The sequence below is a fragment of the Halomonas sp. CSM-2 genome (assembly GCF_002119345.1).
In the GTDB taxonomy this organism is placed as follows: Bacteria; Pseudomonadota; Gammaproteobacteria; order Pseudomonadales; family Halomonadaceae; genus Vreelandella; species Vreelandella janggokensis.
Window position 1 is genome coordinate 41,725 of record NZ_NBYR01000022.1, and the last position, 19,845, is coordinate 61,569.

Consider the following 19,845-nt stretch of genomic DNA (forward strand, 5'->3'; position numbering starts at 1 on the left):
TAGCCTGAGTGCGGTACTGGCTGAGGTGCTATGAGAAATCCAGGTTAGAGAGGCTTTTAGAAGCCTTCACGGCGATATACAGGAAGAAGGTCCATGACCCTGTATAGCTCACCTACATACGCAATACTCCCTTATTTCCACCAAATCAATATAAAAAACACCTTTTTCGATTGTAATTTATGATCGACTATCGATTTTACGATAGTTAATAACGATCATGCATTTTATTTCGTAAAAATATAAACCGCTAAGTAATTGATATCAATAAACATGGTATCAAAATCCGCGCGGCTTCCTTAAAAAAGTGCTTTTTAGGGCTTGACAGATCAAAAAGTAACCGTTCCACAAAATTGACTTTTAGTTTTGGAAAGGCTTTAATGCTCCCCAGTTAACCACATACGGCAGAGGATTTATGGAATTAGATTATGAGATTGAAATAGCGGAACCTAAAAAGTTTATGTTTGATATCAATATAAAGTTCGTTATTGATGGCAACCCGCATACGATCCGTATAGAAGACGTATTAGGCGGTGATTATGCTTATGATAAGTATGAAGATATCAATGAAGACGGTATTTTTGAAATAACTATTGACCCTAATAAAATACTAGGCTTTATAAGAGATCCATTTAAAGTGGTTATAAGACCGCCTAATGATATCGAGAATTATAGTTTCTTTATGTTTAGAACATTGACCTTAATTGATAGCGATTATAGTTATATTGCCATCAACAAATTGAAGTCAAAGATAGATACAGGTGAAGATAAAGAGCTTGAGTTGTTTAAGCTACTAAAAAATATCATTGAGGTTGGCTTCAACTTCCTTGAGAAGCATATTGAGAAGAAGCGGGTGGAAGAGCAGTTCAGTAAAAAAGGGCAGAGCATCCGAGCTTTATAGCTGAATTATAAATATAGACTTACTTAAAACTCTAAAAGGAGAAATGAATGAATGTAATTAAGAAAAAATATCCAGATTTAATTAAAGGTATGATTACTGAAACGGAAGATAACGGTAAACACCTTGCTGTTGTCATGAGTCCAGAAGATAAAGAATTTTGCCTTATATATGGTATCAGTAGAAAAGGAAGCATTATGTCTTCTGTGTCTACTATCAAGCGGGAAGAACCAATTCAGGGCGATTTTGAGCCATTTATTGACTATCTGGTTCAGCAGATTGAAGCCAAAGAAAATAAGACTCTCAATGTAGATGAGCAGGTTTTTATTAAAACTGAGCTCAATCAATTTCTAATGATTGAAATTGAAGGGTATATCAATGCAGCTAGTCTTACAGAAGAAGATTTTGAATAATTAAATTTAAAAATAAAGAAGGTGGTATTTAGCTACCTTCATAAAAGGAGAGGCTATGACAAAAAATAAAGAAAAAGAGGAATGGTTTGTTGATTTTACTTCAGATTTTATTATTGATGAATATTATTATAAAAATGTTAGTGTCCATCACTTAAAACTAGTAATTGCTTGCCGTGTTAAGCATAGAGAGTTATCAGATAAAATATTTGAAGCAGTGTGTTCTAAACTTGCCTTGAATGTAGAAGCAGCATAATTATTTAAATATTAAAAGTAATATAATAGTTTTAACAATTCCGTTAAAGCTAATAGAGAAGCTTTGTCTAAAAAAGGAGAATAACTATGAATTTTAAAGTAAAACAACGTAATAATATGAGTGATGTGGTAATTGCATTTTTAAAAAATAAAATAGAAATTGAAGATATGGATGTAAAGAGTTCTATTACAGTTATTAAATTCTTGCTCAACAAAGAACATATGGAAATGGAAGTATGTAGCCAAGATGACACTTATAATTTTAAATATGCTAAAGGTGGTTGCTTAGATAAATTGCTAGATGAGGATATTGATAAAGACAATGTATCTTTATTGCTTTATTTAGCTGTTATGGATAAGGCATCAAGTAAGATTGAAGATTTAATGTTAGAAGCTATTGAGTCAGTAGAAGAAGTACAAGTTTAATAAATACTTAGCGAGTGGGCTTCAGTAATTCCGCTGGAGCCCAAAAATAAGGAGAATAATATGGAAGATGAAGTTTATGAGTTTGTTAACGAAGCGAAAGTTGTTTTCAAAGATGAAAGAACCGTAATCGTTACTTACGGAGGTGAAAGCAGAGAAATCAAGTTGAGTATTTGGTTAGGTTTATATCGAGTGCCACAGTCTCACGATGTTTTACCTAAAAAAATGATACTTGATTTAACTAACCACTTCATAGGTGAAGATGATAAAAAGGAAGCGATTTATATAGCTGAAAATTGTGTTTACGGGGATATGGTGACACAGCAGTTAGGAATTCGTTTCGCTGAATAGAAAGTATAACCATCAAATTGAAGATATAAAAAAGGAGAAAAATATGACGAACAGTTTTCTAAAAAGATATAAGAAAGGTTTTATATACATGTTACACATAAATGAGCTCGCAAAGATTGATTTAGATGTATATCTAAGAATTTTAAATATAATAAAACTTCAAGAAAGTGATGTTGCTAGTAGTGGTGTTGTTTTAATAACGTCTTTAAAAACAGATGTATTCAGGTGTTCCCATGATAATGATGATGATTCTATACGTGTGATTAGTTATGAAGGAAACCGAGCTAACTATATTGCAAGCAAAAACAGAGAAGAATTTAAGCAACTATTGAAGAGTGTTGCTTTAGCTTCATTGAGTAAGCATTTAAAAATTAACCTATAAAAAATATATCATACAAAAAGGAGAGCTACTATATGAGCGAAAATTTTGAAGACTGGCTAAAGAGGCATGATATAGCACAAATAGACGAAGAAACTAGAAGAAAGATGCTTGATGATGCTGATGAAGATATCTCTTTTGAAGACAATAAAGATTAACTTTAAAGTTCTTTAACAGTGTTTAATAATTAAGTTATATTGATTTTATAAGTAAAAATATTATAGCGACAATATAAACAATAATTAAGGAACTTTTAAAGGTTAAAGTTGTTTAATAAATAACCAAAATAATATAGGAGAATAATTATGATAGATAGATTTAGAATACAGTATGATTTAGATAAGTTTGTCTCAATTACAGGTAAACAGATTGGAGCAGATATAGCTTACGTGGATACGTTAACAGATGAAAAGTTAGCAGAGGGTAGAGTGAATCTTGAATTCAATGAGTATGTAGAAATTGAAACACCAGCCCTTGATGTTATAAATCAAGCTTCAGAAGTGTTTACCCACGGTGGTTCTGAAAGGGCTACTTATAGAGCAGAAAGACTTTTAGAAAATATCGGTGATGATTTACCTAGTCACGTTCGTTTCAATGCAGTCGAGAACAATATCACACCGAAAATAGAAAGTGCTTTCATAAATGAGTTTGAGAAAGAAGGCTTCGCTATTTATGAGTTAGATATTGATGTTGACGGTAAACAATACCAAGCTGTATTGAACCTTGCCAAAGACGAAGATGGTGAATATATTGTATCAAAAGATGGTGATTCATATGATATAGCTGGTGGTTTCGATGGCACAAACAAAGAAATCAAAGAAGCAGTAGAGAACGATATTAAAGCTCTTTATGGTGAAAAGGCTTATGAAGAAGGTTATGGCTTGAAAGCAACTGAAGCAGTTTTAGATATTCTTGAAAAGAAAATTGACACAAGGCTTGAGCATGACCAAATACCAGAAGAACCGAAGCAGAAACAGAAAAAAACCTGAATCCGTGAGACCGGCCCCCGGAAGCACTTCTAACCCACTGACCTGCATGGCAATATAGCCATTATCGCCATTCACCCAGACAGTGCCATGCCCAACATAAAGTTCCGCGCCAGTCGCCGCACCCTCACYAGCCACGCCGGGCTGTCCATCATCGGGCAATGCTTCGAGATCGCTGGCGTCGACAGCATCGACAGCCGCTTCCCCACCACGCTGGGCATGCGCACCAGTGACGTGATCAAGAGCTACCTGGGCCTGCTGTGTCTGGGCATGAGCGACTATGACGCTGTCGAGAACTTCCGCCGCGACAAGCCCTTCCAACAACTGCTGACCCTGCAGAAGGTGCCGAGCGCGGCGACGCTGCGACAGCGGCTGGAAAAACTTGCCGCCAACGACCTGCAGGCGCGCACCGCCACCTGGTCCACGACCCTGCTGTCACTGATCGAAGCACCGATCACCGCCGAGACGACGCACGTCTGCCTGGACATCGACACCTTCGTCATGGACAACAGCAACTCGAAGAAGGAAGGCGTCTCGCGGACCTACCAGAAGGTCGATGGCTACACCCCGATCGCCGCCTATCTGGGCAACGAAGGGTGGTGCCTGGGTCTGGAACTGCGGCCTGGCAAGCAGCACACCATGAAGGAGAGCAACGCCTTCCTGGAGCGGGTACTGCCTCGCGCCCAATGCCTGACCAAGCAACCGATCCTGTTACGCGAGGACAGCGGCTTCGACAGCCAGGCGCACCTGGCGCTTCTCGAACAGCAACGCCAGGTCTTTGCCGACGAGGGGCGCCGGCTCGACTATGTCGTCAAATGGAACCCGCGYGGCTCGGCCACGGCTGATCGAGATACCTGGCTGGCGGTGGCGGCGGACTACTGGGAAGAGCTGCGTCCTGGCAAGCGCCAGGCGCTGTGGACGCAGACCGTCTCGATCCACGACGACAACAAGACCGAATACGTCGTCCAACGCGTGATGCGCCTGGTAGAGCGCACCGCCGATSGCGATGGCCAGTTGCTGCTCGAACCGGACTATGAGTTGGAAGGCTGGTGGACCAGCCTGGACGAGGCGCCGGAGGCGGTGATCAARCGCTACCAGGCGCATGCCACCCATGAGCAGTTTCACAGCGAGATCAAGACCGATCTCGACCTGGAGCGCTTGCCGTCCGGCAAGTTCGCCACCAACGATCTGATCCTGCATCTCGCCCAGTTGGCCTACAACATCCTGCGCCTGATGGGACAGCTGGGCATGACCGGCGAGCTGAGCCCGGTTCGCCACCCGGCCAAGCGGCGCCGGCTGCGCACCGTGCTACAAGAGYTGGTGCACCGTGCGGCTCTCGTGATTCACAAGGCACGGCAGATCATCCTCGACTTCGGGCAGGATATCGGGCGCATGACGGTGCTCAAGACGCTGCGGAGCCGACTGCGTTATCCACGAGGAACGCCATGCTGACCGTCAATCGGCGACACTCTATCCACAAGCAGTTCCAAGCGACACGCGATCGCCAGATATGTCGTGCCTGGCGGGTGGAAAGGCATGACAAAACGGGCCGTCAGCACCGATCAGCACGGTGGGTTTTGGCAATAACGGGCTTGCGAAAGCCAACTTGCACGGGGCGAATGATCAAAAAGTGCTCGCTGGCGGTGATAGGGAAAGTGTCGGCGCCGGCTTCACGGATTCAGGATAATTAAAGAAATACTATCTGCAGGCGGCGTAGCAATACCTGCGCACATTGATATGAAAGCTGGTCTTTGTCAGCAGTACTCTTCACACACTATTAGACAGGTTTGCAAGTTCGCAAGCGCCGTTGAAGTTATTTACCCTGACCAAGAGAGACCTGATGCGCCTTTATCAAGATACAGAAACCTCAATATTGATTTGCCATTAGTGATTGGTTCGGATGCGCATCACCCTAATGATATAGCACGGGCATATAATTGGGTAAAAATGTCACGCCCTTCCATTGAGGGTCTTAAGCTTGCACTAGTCGATGGCTCCTCTTCGATAATTCGTTCAGATGAAGAAACCTCAAACCCTAATCGTGCCTCGAATACGTTGTTACACTCCGTGAGAATAGAAAATGCTAAGTATGCCGGTCGCTCATCTCCACTAACAATCGAATTTAACCCGTGGTTGAATTCAATTATTGGGGGGCGAGGTAGTGGCAAATCATCTGTACTTGAATTTATCCGTTTAGGTATGGATAGAGGGAGAGATTTACGTGATTTAAGTATTGATAATGAAATTAGACGATCATTCGAAAGCTTCATTCAAGAGTCATCTGGCAGGGGTTCAGAGGGTGTTATGCTTGCCGGGACTCATATAAGTTGTATTTACTCGAGGGATAACATTTATTACTGCTTGACGTGGGCGAAGGAAAACGACCAAGTAAAAATTTCTCGCTTTGATGGAGACGCGTGGATCGCGGAAGAGGGTGAAGCGTATTCTCGATTCCCAATAAAGATCTTTAGCCAGAAACAAATTTTTAATCTTGCCAAGAATCCAAACACTCTTCTCAAACTGATAGATGAATCTTCAACCGTAGGATATCAACAATGGAAGATGGAGTGGAAGGATAAGTATGCTCACTTTCAAACACTGTGTAGCCAGAAAAGGGAGCTTCAGTCAAAACTGGCTAATAAAAGTATTCTTCTTGGTCAGCTCTCTGATGTAGAACAAAAAATTAAAACTATTGAGAAGTCAGGTCATTCTGAGATTCTAAAGAATTATCAGGATTTTAGATCTAAAAGAGCAGCTATTGACCACTATGAAGCAGAGGTTGAGGGGCTAAAAAACCAGATTAAGTCGATGATTGATTCATCTAATATTATTTCGTTTGATTCTGAAGCATTTAGTTTGGATGTTGAAAGTGAAAAAGAAGTCATTGATAAAATTCAAAGCTTGAATCAAGCTGCTTCCACTTTTAAAGCCCATATTAATAGCGCCATAGAGCAAATTGGTGAAGAAATAGATCAATTTAAGAGCTGGTATTCTCGATCAGACTTTAATCAAGCTCATGTTTCCGTGGAAGAGCAATATAATGCTCTCATAGCTGACTTGCAAAGCCAAGGGGTTGAAAGTCCTGATGAATATTCAAGGTTAATCAATCAAAGAGAAGTGATTAACAAATCTTTAGCGGAGCTGGGTGTTCTCGAGAAAGAAATCAATGAATTAACTGCACAGATAAATAATGCTTACCAAGAAATAATTGAATGCAGGAAAAAACTAACTGTAAATAGAATTAATTTTATAGAGAAAAATCTGGCTGGGAACTCGTCAATTCATATTGAGATCGCACCTTTTTCTGATGTTGATAATTTAGAGAACTCATTTAGGAACGTTATTGGTCGTCCAGATGGTGCATTTTCGGCAGACCTATTTGACCAGGATCGGGAGTGTGGAATTCTCTTTGATCTCAATAAGCAATTATCTTCTACACCGGGTTCGAGTGAATCTGAAAACCTCGATCCTTGGCTATCGAAAATACATTGTTTTAAGCAAGAAGTTTTTGATTTTAACAGTGGTAGTGTATTAAATACAAAGTTGGGTAAACGGTTTGTTGATTTTATGTCTTCGCTTCAGCCTCAAAATTTTGATTCCATAAGCACATGGTTTCCTGAAGACAGGCTGACAATAAAGTTTAATGATGGAAATAGGTTTAAAGATGTTTCACAAGGGTCAGCGGGGCAAAAAGCTTCCGCAATACTTTCGTTCTTATTGTCATATGGAACAGAACCGCTCGTTTTGGACCAACCTGAAGATGATCTTGATAATGGTCTTATAACAAGCTTAATAGTAACAAAACTTCATGAAAATAAGTCAGATAGGCAAATTATAGTTGTAACGCATAATCCAAATATTGTTGTGAATGGTGACTCGGAGTATGTGGTCGCGTTAGAAGACCGAGGTCAGATTAGTCCTGTAGCTTCTGGTGCATTACAAGAAGTAAATGTTCGAAGAAATGTCTGTGAAATAATGGAAGGTGGAGAGGTGGCTCTTCAACAACGCTATAAGAGGATGTTCAATGTTTAAAGCAAACCATGTGCTAATAAGTAAAAGTTAGCGGAAGCAGCAAACCTGTGCCAGCTTTTGAGGCGTTAAGAATAAGGTGCGTGATGAAGAGCCAAGGTGTGATATCAATATTGGTAGCATTAATTGGATTTGTAACATTCACCCTGTTGCTACTTAATGAAAAAATTGGAGTTTTAGGGTACTTTTCTTTATTATCACTACTTTCGTTTGTGTGCGTGGTTATTCCGGTTCTTAGTCGTCTTAAAGAGCTGGATGTTAGAAACTTAAAGCTTACACTCGAAAAAATTGAGCAAGCGAAGGGCGAGATTTATGCGAAGGAAGAATCTTTGAAAGAAACTTCTTATATATTATCGGAGCTGATAGCTGCTAATTCTACACTTATGGGTATGTGGGGTGATGAAAACTCATCAAAATATAGTAAGGCGCTAGTAAGGAATAAAATAAATAAACTTGGTGCAAGTTTAGATATTCCTAAAGATAAAATTGATGATTTGTTCAAGTATGAGCGCGCACTCAAAGAGTTGCAGAAATACAAAGGCGAGGAACGCGATAAAAAATGGCAAGAGTTCATAGATTTACTTCGGGTTGGCGCCGAGGAAAATACTTAACAAAGCCATGCACGGCTATGGCGCATCCTTTGAGGCTTCGACTTCACTCCAACACCACGCGTGTGGTGAACACGGGTTCTAATGCTTGTAGCTAGCAGGGTTTACGGCTTGATGGCTATCATGTGCGCTCAGGCGAGTTTATTAAATGAGCGTGCGGTAGCAACCATTCTGTCACTATAGATTCAATAGGAAGAACGCTAATGTCATTAACGCAACTGCTGGTTCCCACCTATACACATATGCTTGGTGCGCTTTCGAGCTGGCTGAAAAAGGCGCAGGCACAAATGCCTGAAGCTGACGCACAAGCGCTGCTATCCGAACGTCTCGCGCCGGATATGTATCCGCTGTCGACTCAGGTTCGGTTTGCTTGTGTACAGGTCCAAGAGGCGGTCTACCGGCTTCAAGACAAGCCGCTGCCAGCCTCTATCATGGCACTGCTTGAAGAAGGTCGAAACGCAGGAGAGCAACCCGGCTCGCTCGCGGATGCGCAAACGCGTATTGATGAAACCACCGCTTTGCTCGACGGCCTTTCCCACGATGCGTTGGATGTAGGCGCGGACAAGCCCCTGGTGCACGAACTACCCAACGGCATGGTTCTCGATTTAACCGCGGAACAATATGCGCGGGATTGGACACTGGGTCAGTTTTATTTTCACATCATGACCGCCTATTCCATATTGCGCAGCAAGAAGGTAGAACTTGGAAAAGCTGATTATGTAGCGCACCTGTTTCCGTATATTCGCCCGGAAACGATTCCTAAAGCTTGAATGCTTGGTTATGGCGTGCAGTGTGGCAGCGTAACCGTTGAACGAGCTCAGCATACAGCCAGCGAATGTTCTCCGGCTGGTTTTACTCCGCGTACGCACTCACCCTCATAACCTCCCTCGTCAACGCATCATTCAATATCCCACGTTTGGCTTCCACCACCGTGAGCCATTCGCGGGCGCGGGGGATGCCGGTGTAGACCAACTCGCTTGTGTGGATGAAACGGGTTGTAGTCTATACAAGCAGAGCCTCGCCGCCTTAGTTAAGTTCAACTAGAGAGCAGCGAGGCCATGCCACATTGATACGAAAGTCAGGAAGAGCTACAGCTTGCAGGTTTATTTGCGCTGAAAATACCATCTGATTTCAAAGCTACTAATTGCAACAGTAGGCCAAGCCCTGCCACTGATGCGGCAGCAAAAGGCAGGGCCCACCCCCCCAACTGGAAGGCGAAAATCAGTCCACCAGCTGCGGCGCCAATTGCGCTACCCAGGTAAAGCGCAGATTCATTGAGTGCTACGGCTACATTACCGCCGCCAAGCCCTTCTCGAGCGGATATCAACTGGTTGTTCTGTGGTACTTGTAGGGCCCAACCCACAGCACCCCATATAGCAATTGGAACCATTGCCAGCCAGGCATTAATTCCCGCAGTGAAAGGCAAGGCTGCTAGTGATACTGCCAGCATAAGAATAATGATGACTACCAGTTTTGGCCCGCTAACTCGGTCTGCTATTGGACCAATAAGGAAACTGCCCACTACGCCGCCAATACCCCATACCCAGAGCCAGGGAGTAATATTTGAAATACCGCCGAAGCTTTCATTAGCCATCATGGGTGCGATGTAGGTGTAGAGCCCAAGGCTGGATACCGCTGCCAATAGTGAAACTGTCAGAATTAATGTGACTTTTCTATCTTTAAGGATGGCAAATTTTTCTCGCAGGGTAGAGGCTTCAGAGGCGGGAAGTGCAGGGAGCTTTATTGCCAGACCCACCATTGAAACAAGCCCCAGAATAGCAATTAGCCACATTGTTGACGCCCATCCAAATTGCTCAGCTATCATCAGTCCGGCAGGAACTCCCAAGACGGTACCGCTGGCCATCCCTCCCATAATGATTGCAAGTGCTTTGCCACGTTTATCTTTTGGCACGAGCGCAGCCGATGCTGCAATTCCCATGGCTAGGTACACTCCCGCACCAACGCCAGCAAAAATTCGAGTTACGATCAGTACTGCATAGTTTGTTACCAGCGCACTGGCCAAATTTGCAACTGTAAAAATGGCCAACGCAATGAGTAGGCCCAAACGCTGCTTATGGGCAGGAAGCATTGCAACGAATACTGGTGATCCGATTCCATAGGCCAGCGTAAAGGCCGTAACCAGCTGGCCAGCTGTCGCAACTGACACACTGAAATCGCTGACAATCATTGGCACCAGCCCAGCAATGACGTAGGACGCCATTCCTAGTGCAAAGGCACCCAGAGCAATCAGAAAAACCGCCCCCATATTTTGCTGTTTCACGTTTACCTCCAAAAAATAATAAAATCTGAATTGAGGCTGGCAATTGCCAAAACCGAGTAAGTACTTGCTACTGAATATCTACAGTGACGTCGTATTCAGTCAGCCAAGCGTTGAGTCCGGTGGCTAATTCAAGTCCCATGCGGTCATACATCGGGGAGACCGTGCCAAGCGTACGGTCGAGAATTTGATCCACAAGCTTTCGGTCGAGTAGTTGCATGACTGGCGCGTTAGGATCCTTAGAGATGCGTGCCATTTCGGTACGTAATGTCCTCTCATAGGCTGGATCCTGCGTTGATGGGTAAGGGCTTTTCACACGCTGGGAGATAGATTCAGGCAGAATATCTCCAGTAGCAGCACGAAGGATGCTCTTCTCACGACCATCGAAGCTTTTCATTTCCCAAGGGATATTGAATGCATACTCCACTAAGCGGTGGTCGCAGAAGGGCACACGGACTTCTAGTCCCACAGCCATGCTCATGCGGTCTTTACGATCAAGCAGTGTTTGGACGAAACGGGTTAGATTTACGTAGGTCATCTGGCGCATGCGCTGCTCGGTGGCATTTTCACCCGGCAGCACTGGCGTTTCGCTAATCGCCTGCTGATAGCTATCATGCAAGTAGTTTTCCATATCTAATTGCTTGAGTAGACTCGGATTGAAGAGGGTTTTACCGTCGAAGTACTTACCTGTGGCTGATGTCAGCCAGGGGAATGTTTCGGCTTCAATAGCTTCTGGATCGTGGAACCAGCGATAGCCACCAAAGACCTCATCAGCGGACTCTCCAGACAAAGCAACGGTCGATTGTTTACGCACTTCCTGGAATAAACGATAGAGCGAGGGCCACATGTCGCCCCAATAGGCTGGCGGTAAATCCAAAGCTCGAATAACCGTCTGTCTCAGCCCCGGGTCTCCAAGCTCCGCACTGTTGAGAACGATTTCTCCGTGCGAAGAATGGATTCTATTTACCAAATCCCAGACAAAAAGAGCGTCGCTCGAACCACGAACGGCATCTTCTACGAAGCCTGCTCCATGTTCTTCAAAGTCCACGGAGAATGACCGAATATTTTCATGGCCCTTTTCAAGCAGCTTCTTGGACGCCAGGGCCGTTATTATCGAAGAGTCGAGACCACCAGAGAGAAGGCTACAAAGAGGCACGTCGGTGATGATCTGACGATCAACAATGTCTTCTAATAGCTCACGGGTATAGGCTATGGTCTGTTCCTGAGTATCAGTATGTTCCGCTGCCTCAAGATGCCAGTAGGTTCGCTTATCCAATCCGTTGGGCGATATACGAATAACCTGCCCAGGGCGTACTTCTTTCATGCCATCAAAGATCGCGTGCTCGGGTGTTTTTACCATCTCAAGTATTTCACGGAGCCCATCAGCTTTAATCCGGCGCGGTACCAACGGGTTGGCAAGCAGAACTTTCGGTTCGGAGCCAAAAACGATCCCATCTTGTGTCTGGAAGTAGTAAAGCGGCTTGATACCCATCCGGTCGCGAAACAGGAAAAGCTCTTTGCAACGGGCGTCCCAAATAGCGAATGCAAACATGCCATTGAGCTTGGTTACTAAATCATCACCCCATTCCATAAAGGCCTTAAGAACGACTTCTGTGTCGCTTCGTGTTTCGAAAACGTGACCTTGAGCCTGGAGTTCTAAGCGGAGCTCCTGAAAGTTGTAGACCTCACCACTGTAGGTTAGAACCACGGTATCCTGCCCAGACGAATCGCGCTCCACCATCGGCTGACGCCCCCCTTCAAGATCGATGATGGATAAGCGACGATGACCAAGCCCAATATGGTCTGAAACCCATGTTCCACCAGCGTCGGGGCCTCGGTTGTACATTGTTGCTGTCATTGCATTCAGAGTGGCCTGTTCTGATTTCATATCTCGTTTAAATGACAACCAACCTGTTATTCCGCACATAATCGGATTCTCTTTAATAAATGGATTGAAGCGTTTTATTTGCGAAGGAACTAACCCAGCCCCTCAAGGCTTGATTCATCCTGCGTGAAAGTTCGCTTGGAACCCTGCACGTACTTGACGGGGCCAACTAAATTGGCGCGCCGATCAATTTCATTAAGCTGGCGCTGAAGCGAGAGAGCAGTTGTAAGGTCTGCTGAAGAAATGCTTGGTGGGGCTTGCTTGTAAACCTGATCGAGCACGTCCTGGCATAAATGCACCAGCTTGTAGATGGTATGCAGAGCCGTACCCGTTCGGGACTCTTCAGTTGAAACGCTAAGTAGTTCGGTTTCTTGGCCACCTGCGAGACGTTTCCATACACGTAGATTGTCTTCGTCCCAGTTAGGTGTATCGAAAATCATGCGGGCATACACCAACTCTCCTGATGGGTTCGCAAAGACCAAATCCACAGTGCGTTGGCGAACGATATTGACGAAACTGCTGTATCCAGTGACCACTGCATTACCTAATCGACTAGAAAATATAACCGTATCAATCACTTGGTTCCCTGAAACCGAGAAGTCAGACATGACACCTGATACATCTTGCAGCTTGAACTGGCCCTCGTTTGGACAAAGCCACTGGATCAGGTCGAGTGCATGAATGATTTCACTGGTCGCCCCGCAAGTAGGGCGTCTGTCATTGATGCGATCCTTGCCCCAATGAAAATTGCTCCGCAGTAACTTGAGTCCCTCTTCTAATATGAAACTTTTGAGTGACGTACTAATGAGCGAATAACGTTCAATCAAATCAAAGCTGAACCCGCTCACACCTCTCAGTGCGTCATTTACTGCATCAAGGTCATCGATCGCAGTGACTAGTGGTTTTTCACACACCACATGCCCTGTGTAATCCCTTAACTGCGAAAGAACACCGGCATGATTTGCATCGTTGACCGTGACAACTACTATTTGTGGGTTAAAGGCGACTAGAGCCTTACTAAGGGAGAAATAATGCTGCAGTGTATTGTCACGTTTTGTTCGACCAACATAGGCTAGCTTCAGGGGAGTATGGAAATGCCCTTGCTCATCCAAATATCTGAAAGCACGAAGAAACCGATTTCCTGCATACCCTAGCCCAACTATGAGAATATTCATGCTTTGTCTACCTCAATATAGTAAAGCGTTTTCTCTTCGGTATCCCTGTATCCGAGGCGTTGATAAAGTATTTCGGCATCCGGTGTTGTTTGAAGTACCCATTTAGTGATTCCATTATGCCGAAACCAGTTATGAATAAACTCCACAAGGGCAGTTGCAACTCCCAGGTTGCGAAAAATCGGATCCACTACGACCGTCTGTATCCAACCAGTCATACCGTTATATGCACCTGGACACGGCGCTCGTTGATCGATAATGCCGATAGCACAGCCAATTGGCTTTTCAAGCTCATTAATGGCTACTGCGACTAGAGTCTGGTCTTTGCACTCAAGTATATTTTCAAGCCACGCCCGATAGTGTGTGCGCCAGAGTTTTTTCTCCTCGGGCGAGTGGCTGGCATAGTTGCTCCGTCCGTCATCTAGCAGATGTCCCCGGAGTTGAATAAGCGCATCAATATCCTTTAGGCGAGCATGGCATACGTTAAATAGAACGTGATTATGGCTTTTAGGCAGGTACGTCATCTCGATCCCCTTCTGCAAAGTCGACATCGAAATGCGTTAGCACTTCAACAAGTGCTGATACCAGTGCATTGATATGGTCAATTGAATGGTTTGGTGTGACGTTGACCCGGAAGCGTTCAGTCCCAACTTTCACAGTCGGTGAGTTGATGGGTTGTAGGTAGATGCCATGCTTTTTGAGCAGTCTTTCAGAAGCCGCTTTGCACTTGCGCGCATCGCCAATCAGTACCGGCAAGATATGGCTCTGTGAACATGACATGACCGGTATACACGATTTGTTTAATGCGTCTCGTAATATTAGCGTTTTAGTATGTAGGGCATGCCGTTCATGCGTGCTTGTCATGAGATGGGAAATGCTGGTGTGGCAAGCTGTTACTATCGCTGGTGGAAGTGCTGTAGTGAAGATGAAGCCAGAAGCAAAGGAGCGAATGGCATCAATGAAGTTGTGAGATGCGGCGATATAGCCGCCGATGACCCCAACCGCCTTAGCCATCGTGCCCTGTATGAAATCAACTTGGTCGGCTAAACCAAGGTCAGCTGCAATTCCAGCACCACGAGGTCCGTATATTCCTACTGCATGAACCTCATCTAAATAGGTTAAAGCCTGATATTTTTTCGCAATGGCAACAATTTCTGCAATTGGCGCGATATCTCCATCCATAGAATAGATTGACTCAAAGATAACTAACTTCGGTCTATCTAGTGGTTGGGCTGCCAATATTTCTTCAAGGTGGCTAACATCGTTGTGACGAAAAACAGATCGCTCGACCGTTGTGGAGCGAACGCCATTGATGATTGAGGCATGATTTTTTTCATCACTGATAACAAGTACATTCGGTGTAAGGCGAAGAAGGCATTGGATGGTGGCATCGTTTGAACTGTAGCCAGTAGGGAAGACCAAAGCCGCTTCTTTACCATGCCAGTCAGCGATACTGGCTTCTAATTCAGAGTAGCTTTGATGCGTGCCTCCGATATTGCGTGAGCCGCCTGCGCCAGCACCATAATCGTCTATGGCTTTGTGCATCGCTGCAAGTACACAAGGATGTTGCGACATGCCAAGATAATCATTACTGCACCACATAACAATTGAGTTATGAGATGATGAATCGCTTGGTGTTCGCGCTAGAGGATAGCTTCCGCAAACCCTGTTTAGAGTAATGAATTCTCGGTACTGGCCGGAGTTTTTTAAATCACTTAACCTCTTTTTAATATTATGTTCAAACATACAAGCCCCCTGTGTAATAGTTAGACAATAAAAGCCGTTATCAAGCTTTTATGATCTTTTCTATCAGTTTTGCAAAAGACAGTATTATTCTAGCGCTTCTTGGTGCACCAGCAACTGTACTTAGGGTCAGGGGCGTGAATTTTAGGCAGAAAAAAGCCCCGCTTTGTTTTCGGGGCTAACTATCTTATTATTTTCCTATCAAACCATGTTCAGACGCAATTGAAATAACTTGTCTCGAGCTATACACATCCAGCTTGTTTTTTATGTTTGCTACGTGAAATTTTATTGTACGTTCAGAAATACCTAAGATTATGGCAGTTTCTGAATAAGTTTTGCCGCAGCCTATCCAGTTTATTACTTCTTTTTCTCTCCAAGAAAGCCTTTTTATCTGTTCATTTCTTTTGATGTTTCTGTTTTGCTTATATTGTTTTACATAGTTCTCATGGTGTCTTAGTAAAACAAATTGAATTTCAGCTTTGTGGGCGTCAACTATTGAGTCTAAATATGGGTCTTTTTTGTCAGCGCAGATTGTGAGAACACCGATATCATTGTTGTGAGAAATGGAGACAAAGGTGTGGCCTTTCACAATTCTATATTTTAAAGCATTGGCTGCTAGTTGGTTGTTGTTAGTTTTATTAAGCCCTTGAGTCATCCACGAAAAGGGCAATACCGTATTTTTAGAAATATCAAGGACAGGATCAATATTGTATAAATAATTTTCTTCGTATTCAGAAAGCCATTCGTTGGGTAAGTTTGTAATTATGTTAGGTCGGTCATCGAAACGTCCTGAATAAAAGTAGGCGTACCTCTTTGCACCCAAAGATTGCAACTCAAGGTCTAGTTTCTTGGTTATATTATTAGCATTTTCTGTTATTTCATGATTGAAAATAACTCCATCAATGTCAGTTTGACTAATCATCTCTATGCCCCTATCCGTCAAAGTGAGAAAGCCGGTATCACTTATTCCCTTATTGCTAGGCAAATGATTTCTTATTGTTCAAAAATCTTATCATGGCATTTTATGCTTCGGAAAGCAGGCGCTGATGCCAAACCGAGTTCTGCGGGCATGGGTATCGCAAATGGCACCTCGCCATCGTGGTGCTCCGCCTGGCGCATGTAGATGGCAAGCAGCAGGCAAGAGGCAACGTAACGCTGGTCATACCTGTAGCCGAAAGTGTTATTAGGTAAATCTATGCGTCTACGACATTTATTGCTAGGCTAATTTTACTAGAGCGAAAATCGCCGCAGGGAACAACCTAATGCCACAGGCACCACGCATTGAGCTTCACCACGCTAACCAGCGCTTGCAGGTGCATGTGGATGGCAAATTGCTTGCCGACTCCACCCAAGCCCTCGAACTCCGCGAAACCGGCTACCCACCACGCCACTATTTCCCGCGTGAAGACGTGCGGATGGATTTGTTTACCACCTCAGAAACGACGACCTATTGCCCCTTTAAAGGCAATACGGTGTATTTCTCGCTGGGCGACAATACGAAATTGCCTGGAGCTACGAGCAGCCGATTGAAGGGATGGAAGTGATAGCGGGTAGGGTGGCGTTTCTTGGAGAAAGGTGTGGATGTGCTGGATAGTGTGCATATGCATGTTGTTTGCCTATCTTTGCGAAAGCACTGTATAAGTTGAAAACAGGTACTCCCATGCATCGAAAAATACAGTGAACGCAAATGATGAGCACTACAGAAATATATTTAGAGGGTGATTGCGCTCGGTTTTATACAGCCATCTAGAGATAATAATTATCAGTGATCGAGAGATTTGCTTAGTTAAATAGACTCAGGGTATGAAGTGCAGTTCTTGCTTGAGTCTCCTTCACTTCTTCTTGCTTAGGCTAAATTTAATTTAATAAGAAAAAGTAGGCGAACGCATACCCGCCGCTTCTTTGGTAGTTGTAAAATTTTGCACGCTATTATCGTAAATATTAGTTCAAGGAGTTGTAAATGGATAAATTGATAGATGAGGAGCTGTTCGCTCAAATTGAGGAGCACTTAAAGTGCAATGAGCAAAATTGGTTGATGGGTGCAGGTGTCAGCTACGATGCTAAATTGCCTCTGATGTATCCTTTAACTAACAAGGTTAAAAAAGAAATAGCAAATAAAAATAAGGAGTTATTTGATGAAATAGTTGCTCCCTTAATCGATGAATTGCCCGAAAACTGTCATATCGAGCATGTCCTTAGTCATATTGGTGACTACGCAGCTTTGTGCGAAAGGAGTAAAGAAAAGAAAACAAAAATTAATGGAAATGAAATAAGTCTGACTAGTCTAGTAGAAGCTCATAACTCTATTCTAGAGTGTATATCAAATGTTATTCGATGTGGTTATGTTGAAGATGAAAATGGAGAGACAGCTGAAGAAGGTACTTTATCTGCACCAATTGTCGATATTGAATCTCATTTAGAATTTGTTGATGCTCTGTTTAACCATGCGTCGGCTGGTGTATATGAGCGAAGGAAAACAGTTAATATTTTTACAACAAACTATGACACCCTTTTGGAAGACGCCTTAGCACTAAATAAAGTCCCTTACTGGGATGGGTTTTCGGGAGGAGCAGTAGCTCATCGCACACAAAGGTACGGAGAACCCACGCCTTTAAATGGACAGCGTGCAAATTTGATTAAAATGCATGGATCAATAGATTGGTTCCTTTGCGATAAAGGACATGTATGGAGAGTCAGAGACAATGACCGCTACCCAAAAGTAGATCGTAGAGTTCTAATTTATCCTCAAGCTACAAAGTACATTGCCACTCAACAGGACCCATTTTCTACGCAGTTCGATTTGTTTAGAAAAGCCCTAAACTCGACGAATAGTAATGTTTTGGCGGTGTGTGGCTATAGCTTTGGAGACGATCACATAAATAACGAAATTGAGTTCGCTTTGTCTAAAGAGGAAAATAAAACTGTTCTCGTTGCGTTCTTAGAGTGCAAATATGAAGTCCCCGCTTGTTTGGAAAAATGGCGGCAATCAAGTTTTGGCCAACGAGTTATCATCGCTTCTCAGCATGGTCTTTATGTCGGAGGCCAAGGGCCATTCAAAAGAAAATGTGAAGAAGATTATTGGTGGACATTTAGAGGTGTCACATCAGTTCTTAAAAATGGGTGCGAGGTATAACTATGTTTACGCCAGTTGATGAATTAAAAGTTGGGCAGGTGGTTGAAGTAACCGGCACTAATATAAAGGTTGAAATATCTGATAAAATATCAGAATTAACTAGAACTTTTAATGGCCGCGTTTATCCGATAGGACAAATAGGTAGTATGATTAAAATTCACTATGGACGAAAAATAATTTTCGGCTTAGTGACAATGCTCAGAATGCGATCAGAGGAATTGATTGAGTCAGGTAAACCAGTCAATGCTGATTCTGATCAGCGTGTAATGGAGGTTCAATTATTAGCTGAAGGCAGTTGGAATGCATCTGAATCTAAGCTGTCTTTTAGGCGAGGTATAAAAACCTACCCACTGCCTCAGCAAGGTGTTTTTATATTAACTAACGAAGAGGTTGCTAATGTTTACCAGTCTGCGGAGGGAGTGAGAAACGAAGAAGTTGATCCCCTAGTGCCCTTTGCGGTTTATAGCGCATCTGAATCTACGGCTTGCAGAGCCAATATTAATAAGATGTTTGGTATGCATTGTGCTGTATTAGGCTCTACGGGTTCGGGTAAATCTGGAACTGTAGCTGCGATAATTCATAGTGTCCTTTTCCATAAAAATAACGATGAGGAACTGTCGCCCCAAATAGTAGTTATCGACCCTCACGGTGAATATGGTTCGGCTTTTCGAGAGCGGTCGGTTCAGTATCGCGCATACGATATTGCAGCAGGTCAAGATGACCAAGAAGAAATAAAGCTTCCTTACTGGTTAATGTCTAGCGATGAATTTACTAATTTGATTATCGGAAAGACTGAAAGGAGTGCTACAAGTCAAAATAACGTAGTTCAAAAAGCGCTTGCTCACGCGAGAATGGTTGCTGCTGGAATTATAAAACCTTGCCCGAGAGAGTTTGGTACTGATGCGCTGAACCATTTAGAAAATTTTGATGATTCAGATCTTTGTGATGGCAAAGATACATCAGACATTTTGGAATTCGATCGAGATAAGCCTAGGCCGTTTTGCCTAGATGAATTTGAAAGTCATGTCAGATACATACAGGGTGGCAGGATTACCAACGCTGGGCATATAAGCCTTTCAAATACTGACCTTGCTAAATCTCCTGTACCTTCCGTTTTAGACAAGCTTAAAGTTCTACGTAGGGACAATCGACTTTCTTTCATGATCCTGAATCCGTGAAGCCGGCGCCGACACTTTCCCTATCACCGCCAGCGAGCACTTTTTGATCATTCGCCCCGTGCAAGTTGGCTTTCGCAAGCCCGTTATTGCCAAAACCCACCGTGCTGATCGGTGCTGACG

Annotated in this window: 21 protein-coding genes; 15 read left to right on the top strand and 6 right to left on the bottom strand. The window is 43.6% G+C overall.

Features of this window, described 5'->3' with window-relative positions:
- Positions 1 to 412 precede the first annotated feature (412 nt).
- The 12 genes from B7L15_RS16850 (at position 413) to B7L15_RS16900 (ending at position 9,106) form a co-directional block, all read left to right on the top strand.
- The gene (locus B7L15_RS16850) at positions 413 to 898 is read left to right on the top strand and encodes a hypothetical protein (protein WP_085920084.1); all 486 of its coding nucleotides are present in this window, start codon (positions 413 to 415) and stop codon (positions 896 to 898) included.
- 47 nt (positions 899 to 945) lie between these two features.
- Complete coding sequence (locus tag B7L15_RS16855) at positions 946 to 1,308, top strand: hypothetical protein (protein ID WP_085920085.1); 363 nt, start codon at positions 946 to 948, stop codon at positions 1,306 to 1,308.
- A 55-nt stretch (positions 1,309 to 1,363) separates the two neighbouring features.
- Positions 1,364 to 1,561 carry a hypothetical protein gene (locus B7L15_RS16860; RefSeq protein ID WP_085920086.1) on the top strand — a complete coding sequence of 66 codons (198 nt, stop codon included), beginning with the start codon at positions 1,364 to 1,366 and terminating at the stop codon, positions 1,559 to 1,561.
- A gap of 86 nt (positions 1,562 to 1,647) precedes the next feature.
- Positions 1,648 to 1,986, top strand: coding sequence for a hypothetical protein (locus tag B7L15_RS16865; protein ID WP_085920087.1), 339 nt, complete (start codon positions 1,648 to 1,650; stop codon positions 1,984 to 1,986).
- Positions 1,987 to 2,046: 60 nt separating this feature from the next.
- Positions 2,047 to 2,334 carry a hypothetical protein gene (locus B7L15_RS16870; RefSeq protein WP_085920088.1) on the top strand — a complete coding sequence of 96 codons (288 nt, stop codon included), beginning with the start codon at positions 2,047 to 2,049 and terminating at the stop codon, positions 2,332 to 2,334.
- A 43-nt stretch (positions 2,335 to 2,377) separates the two neighbouring features.
- Complete coding sequence (locus B7L15_RS16875; protein ID WP_085920089.1) at positions 2,378 to 2,716, top strand: hypothetical protein; 339 nt, start codon at positions 2,378 to 2,380, stop codon at positions 2,714 to 2,716.
- A 32-nt stretch (positions 2,717 to 2,748) separates the two neighbouring features.
- The gene (locus B7L15_RS19875; RefSeq protein WP_254902972.1) at positions 2,749 to 2,871 is read left to right on the top strand and encodes a hypothetical protein; all 123 of its coding nucleotides are present in this window, start codon (positions 2,749 to 2,751) and stop codon (positions 2,869 to 2,871) included.
- A gap of 147 nt (positions 2,872 to 3,018) precedes the next feature.
- Complete coding sequence (locus B7L15_RS16880; RefSeq protein ID WP_085920090.1) at positions 3,019 to 3,702, top strand: hypothetical protein; 684 nt, start codon at positions 3,019 to 3,021, stop codon at positions 3,700 to 3,702.
- A gap of 87 nt (positions 3,703 to 3,789) precedes the next feature.
- Positions 3,790 to 5,151 (top strand): IS1380 family transposase, encoded by a 1,362-nt coding sequence (locus B7L15_RS16885; protein ID WP_085918935.1) that lies wholly within the window; start codon positions 3,790 to 3,792, stop codon positions 5,149 to 5,151.
- Positions 5,152 to 5,394: 243 nt separating this feature from the next.
- Positions 5,395 to 7,731, top strand: a complete 2,337-nt coding sequence (locus B7L15_RS16890) for a TrlF family AAA-like ATPase (RefSeq protein ID WP_369596875.1) — start codon at positions 5,395 to 5,397, stop codon at positions 7,729 to 7,731.
- A gap of 83 nt (positions 7,732 to 7,814) precedes the next feature.
- Positions 7,815 to 8,339 (top strand): hypothetical protein, encoded by a 525-nt coding sequence (locus B7L15_RS16895; RefSeq protein WP_085920092.1) that lies wholly within the window; start codon positions 7,815 to 7,817, stop codon positions 8,337 to 8,339.
- A gap of 200 nt (positions 8,340 to 8,539) precedes the next feature.
- Positions 8,540 to 9,106, top strand: a complete 567-nt coding sequence (locus B7L15_RS16900; protein WP_085920093.1) for a DUF1993 domain-containing protein — start codon at positions 8,540 to 8,542, stop codon at positions 9,104 to 9,106.
- Positions 9,107 to 9,414: 308 nt separating this feature from the next.
- Here B7L15_RS16900 and B7L15_RS16905 read toward each other — a convergent pair whose 3' ends face one another.
- From B7L15_RS16905 to B7L15_RS16930, 6 genes are all read right to left on the bottom strand, one after another.
- Positions 9,415 to 10,617 (bottom strand): MFS transporter, encoded by a 1,203-nt coding sequence (locus B7L15_RS16905; RefSeq protein WP_254902973.1) that lies wholly within the window; start codon positions 10,615 to 10,617, stop codon positions 9,415 to 9,417.
- A 67-nt stretch (positions 10,618 to 10,684) separates the two neighbouring features.
- On the bottom strand, positions 10,685 to 12,541 hold the full coding sequence (gene asnB, locus B7L15_RS16910) for an asparagine synthase (glutamine-hydrolyzing) (protein ID WP_085920094.1): 1,857 nt from the start codon (positions 12,539 to 12,541) through the stop codon (positions 10,685 to 10,687).
- A 50-nt stretch (positions 12,542 to 12,591) separates the two neighbouring features.
- Complete coding sequence (locus B7L15_RS16915) at positions 12,592 to 13,674, bottom strand: Gfo/Idh/MocA family oxidoreductase (protein WP_085920095.1); 1,083 nt, start codon at positions 13,672 to 13,674, stop codon at positions 12,592 to 12,594.
- A complete protein-coding gene (locus B7L15_RS16920; RefSeq protein WP_176243719.1) occupies positions 13,671 to 14,195 on the bottom strand; it encodes a GNAT family N-acetyltransferase in 525 nt (174 codons plus the stop codon). Before B7L15_RS16920 ends, B7L15_RS16915 begins: the two co-directional genes overlap by 4 nt.
- A complete protein-coding gene (gene hemA / locus B7L15_RS16925) occupies positions 14,179 to 15,417 on the bottom strand; it encodes a 5-aminolevulinate synthase (protein WP_085920097.1) in 1,239 nt (412 codons plus the stop codon). Before hemA ends, B7L15_RS16920 begins: the two co-directional genes overlap by 17 nt.
- A 187-nt stretch (positions 15,418 to 15,604) precedes the next feature.
- Entirely contained in the window at positions 15,605 to 16,336 is a 732-nt protein-coding gene (locus tag B7L15_RS16930; protein WP_085920098.1) for a helix-turn-helix transcriptional regulator, read from the bottom strand.
- Positions 16,337 to 16,676: 340 nt separating this feature from the next.
- Here B7L15_RS16930 and B7L15_RS16935 point away from each other — a divergent pair, with 340 nt between their 5' ends.
- From B7L15_RS16935 to B7L15_RS16945, 3 genes are all read left to right on the top strand, one after another.
- Complete coding sequence (locus B7L15_RS16935) at positions 16,677 to 16,958, top strand: DUF427 domain-containing protein (protein ID WP_369596873.1); 282 nt, start codon at positions 16,677 to 16,679, stop codon at positions 16,956 to 16,958.
- 416 nt (positions 16,959 to 17,374) lie between these two features.
- Positions 17,375 to 18,547, top strand: coding sequence for an SIR2 family NAD-dependent protein deacylase (locus B7L15_RS16940; RefSeq protein WP_085920099.1), 1,173 nt, complete (start codon positions 17,375 to 17,377; stop codon positions 18,545 to 18,547).
- Positions 18,548 to 18,549: 2 nt separating this feature from the next.
- Positions 18,550 to 19,725, top strand: a complete 1,176-nt coding sequence (locus B7L15_RS16945) for an ATP-binding protein (RefSeq protein ID WP_217808062.1) — start codon at positions 18,550 to 18,552, stop codon at positions 19,723 to 19,725.
- Positions 19,726 to 19,845: the final 120 nt, after the last annotated feature.

Excerpts from the sequence above, each read along its gene's own strand:
- B7L15_RS16850 (WP_085920084.1), top strand. The coding sequence starts at position 413 with ATGGAATTAGATTATGAGATTGAAATAGCGGAACCTAAAAAGTTTATG.
- B7L15_RS16855 (WP_085920085.1), top strand. The coding sequence starts at position 946 with ATGAATGTAATTAAGAAAAAATATCCAGATTTAATTAAAGGTATGATT.
- B7L15_RS16860 (WP_085920086.1), top strand. The coding sequence starts at position 1,364 with ATGACAAAAAATAAAGAAAAAGAGGAATGGTTTGTTGATTTTACTTCA.
- B7L15_RS16865 (WP_085920087.1), top strand. The coding sequence starts at position 1,648 with ATGAATTTTAAAGTAAAACAACGTAATAATATGAGTGATGTGGTAATT.
- B7L15_RS16870 (WP_085920088.1), top strand. The coding sequence starts at position 2,047 with ATGGAAGATGAAGTTTATGAGTTTGTTAACGAAGCGAAAGTTGTTTTC.
- B7L15_RS16875 (WP_085920089.1), top strand. The coding sequence starts at position 2,378 with ATGACGAACAGTTTTCTAAAAAGATATAAGAAAGGTTTTATATACATG.
- B7L15_RS19875 (WP_254902972.1), top strand. The coding sequence starts at position 2,749 with ATGAGCGAAAATTTTGAAGACTGGCTAAAGAGGCATGATATAGCACAA.
- B7L15_RS16880 (WP_085920090.1), top strand. The coding sequence starts at position 3,019 with ATGATAGATAGATTTAGAATACAGTATGATTTAGATAAGTTTGTCTCA.
- B7L15_RS16895 (WP_085920092.1), top strand. The coding sequence starts at position 7,815 with ATGAAGAGCCAAGGTGTGATATCAATATTGGTAGCATTAATTGGATTT.
- B7L15_RS16900 (WP_085920093.1), top strand. The coding sequence starts at position 8,540 with ATGTCATTAACGCAACTGCTGGTTCCCACCTATACACATATGCTTGGT.
- asnB (WP_085920094.1), bottom strand. The coding sequence starts at position 12,541 with ATGTGCGGAATAACAGGTTGGTTGTCATTTAAACGAGATATGAAATCA.
- B7L15_RS16915 (WP_085920095.1), bottom strand. The coding sequence starts at position 13,674 with ATGAATATTCTCATAGTTGGGCTAGGGTATGCAGGAAATCGGTTTCTT.
- B7L15_RS16920 (WP_176243719.1), bottom strand. The coding sequence starts at position 14,195 with ATGACGTACCTGCCTAAAAGCCATAATCACGTTCTATTTAACGTATGC.
- hemA (WP_085920097.1), bottom strand. The coding sequence starts at position 15,417 with ATGTTTGAACATAATATTAAAAAGAGGTTAAGTGATTTAAAAAACTCC.
- B7L15_RS16930 (WP_085920098.1), bottom strand. The coding sequence starts at position 16,336 with ATGATTAGTCAAACTGACATTGATGGAGTTATTTTCAATCATGAAATA.
- B7L15_RS16935 (WP_369596873.1), top strand. The coding sequence starts at position 16,677 with ATGCCACAGGCACCACGCATTGAGCTTCACCACGCTAACCAGCGCTTG.
- B7L15_RS16940 (WP_085920099.1), top strand. The coding sequence starts at position 17,375 with ATGGATAAATTGATAGATGAGGAGCTGTTCGCTCAAATTGAGGAGCAC.
- B7L15_RS16945 (WP_217808062.1), top strand. The coding sequence starts at position 18,550 with ATGTTTACGCCAGTTGATGAATTAAAAGTTGGGCAGGTGGTTGAAGTA.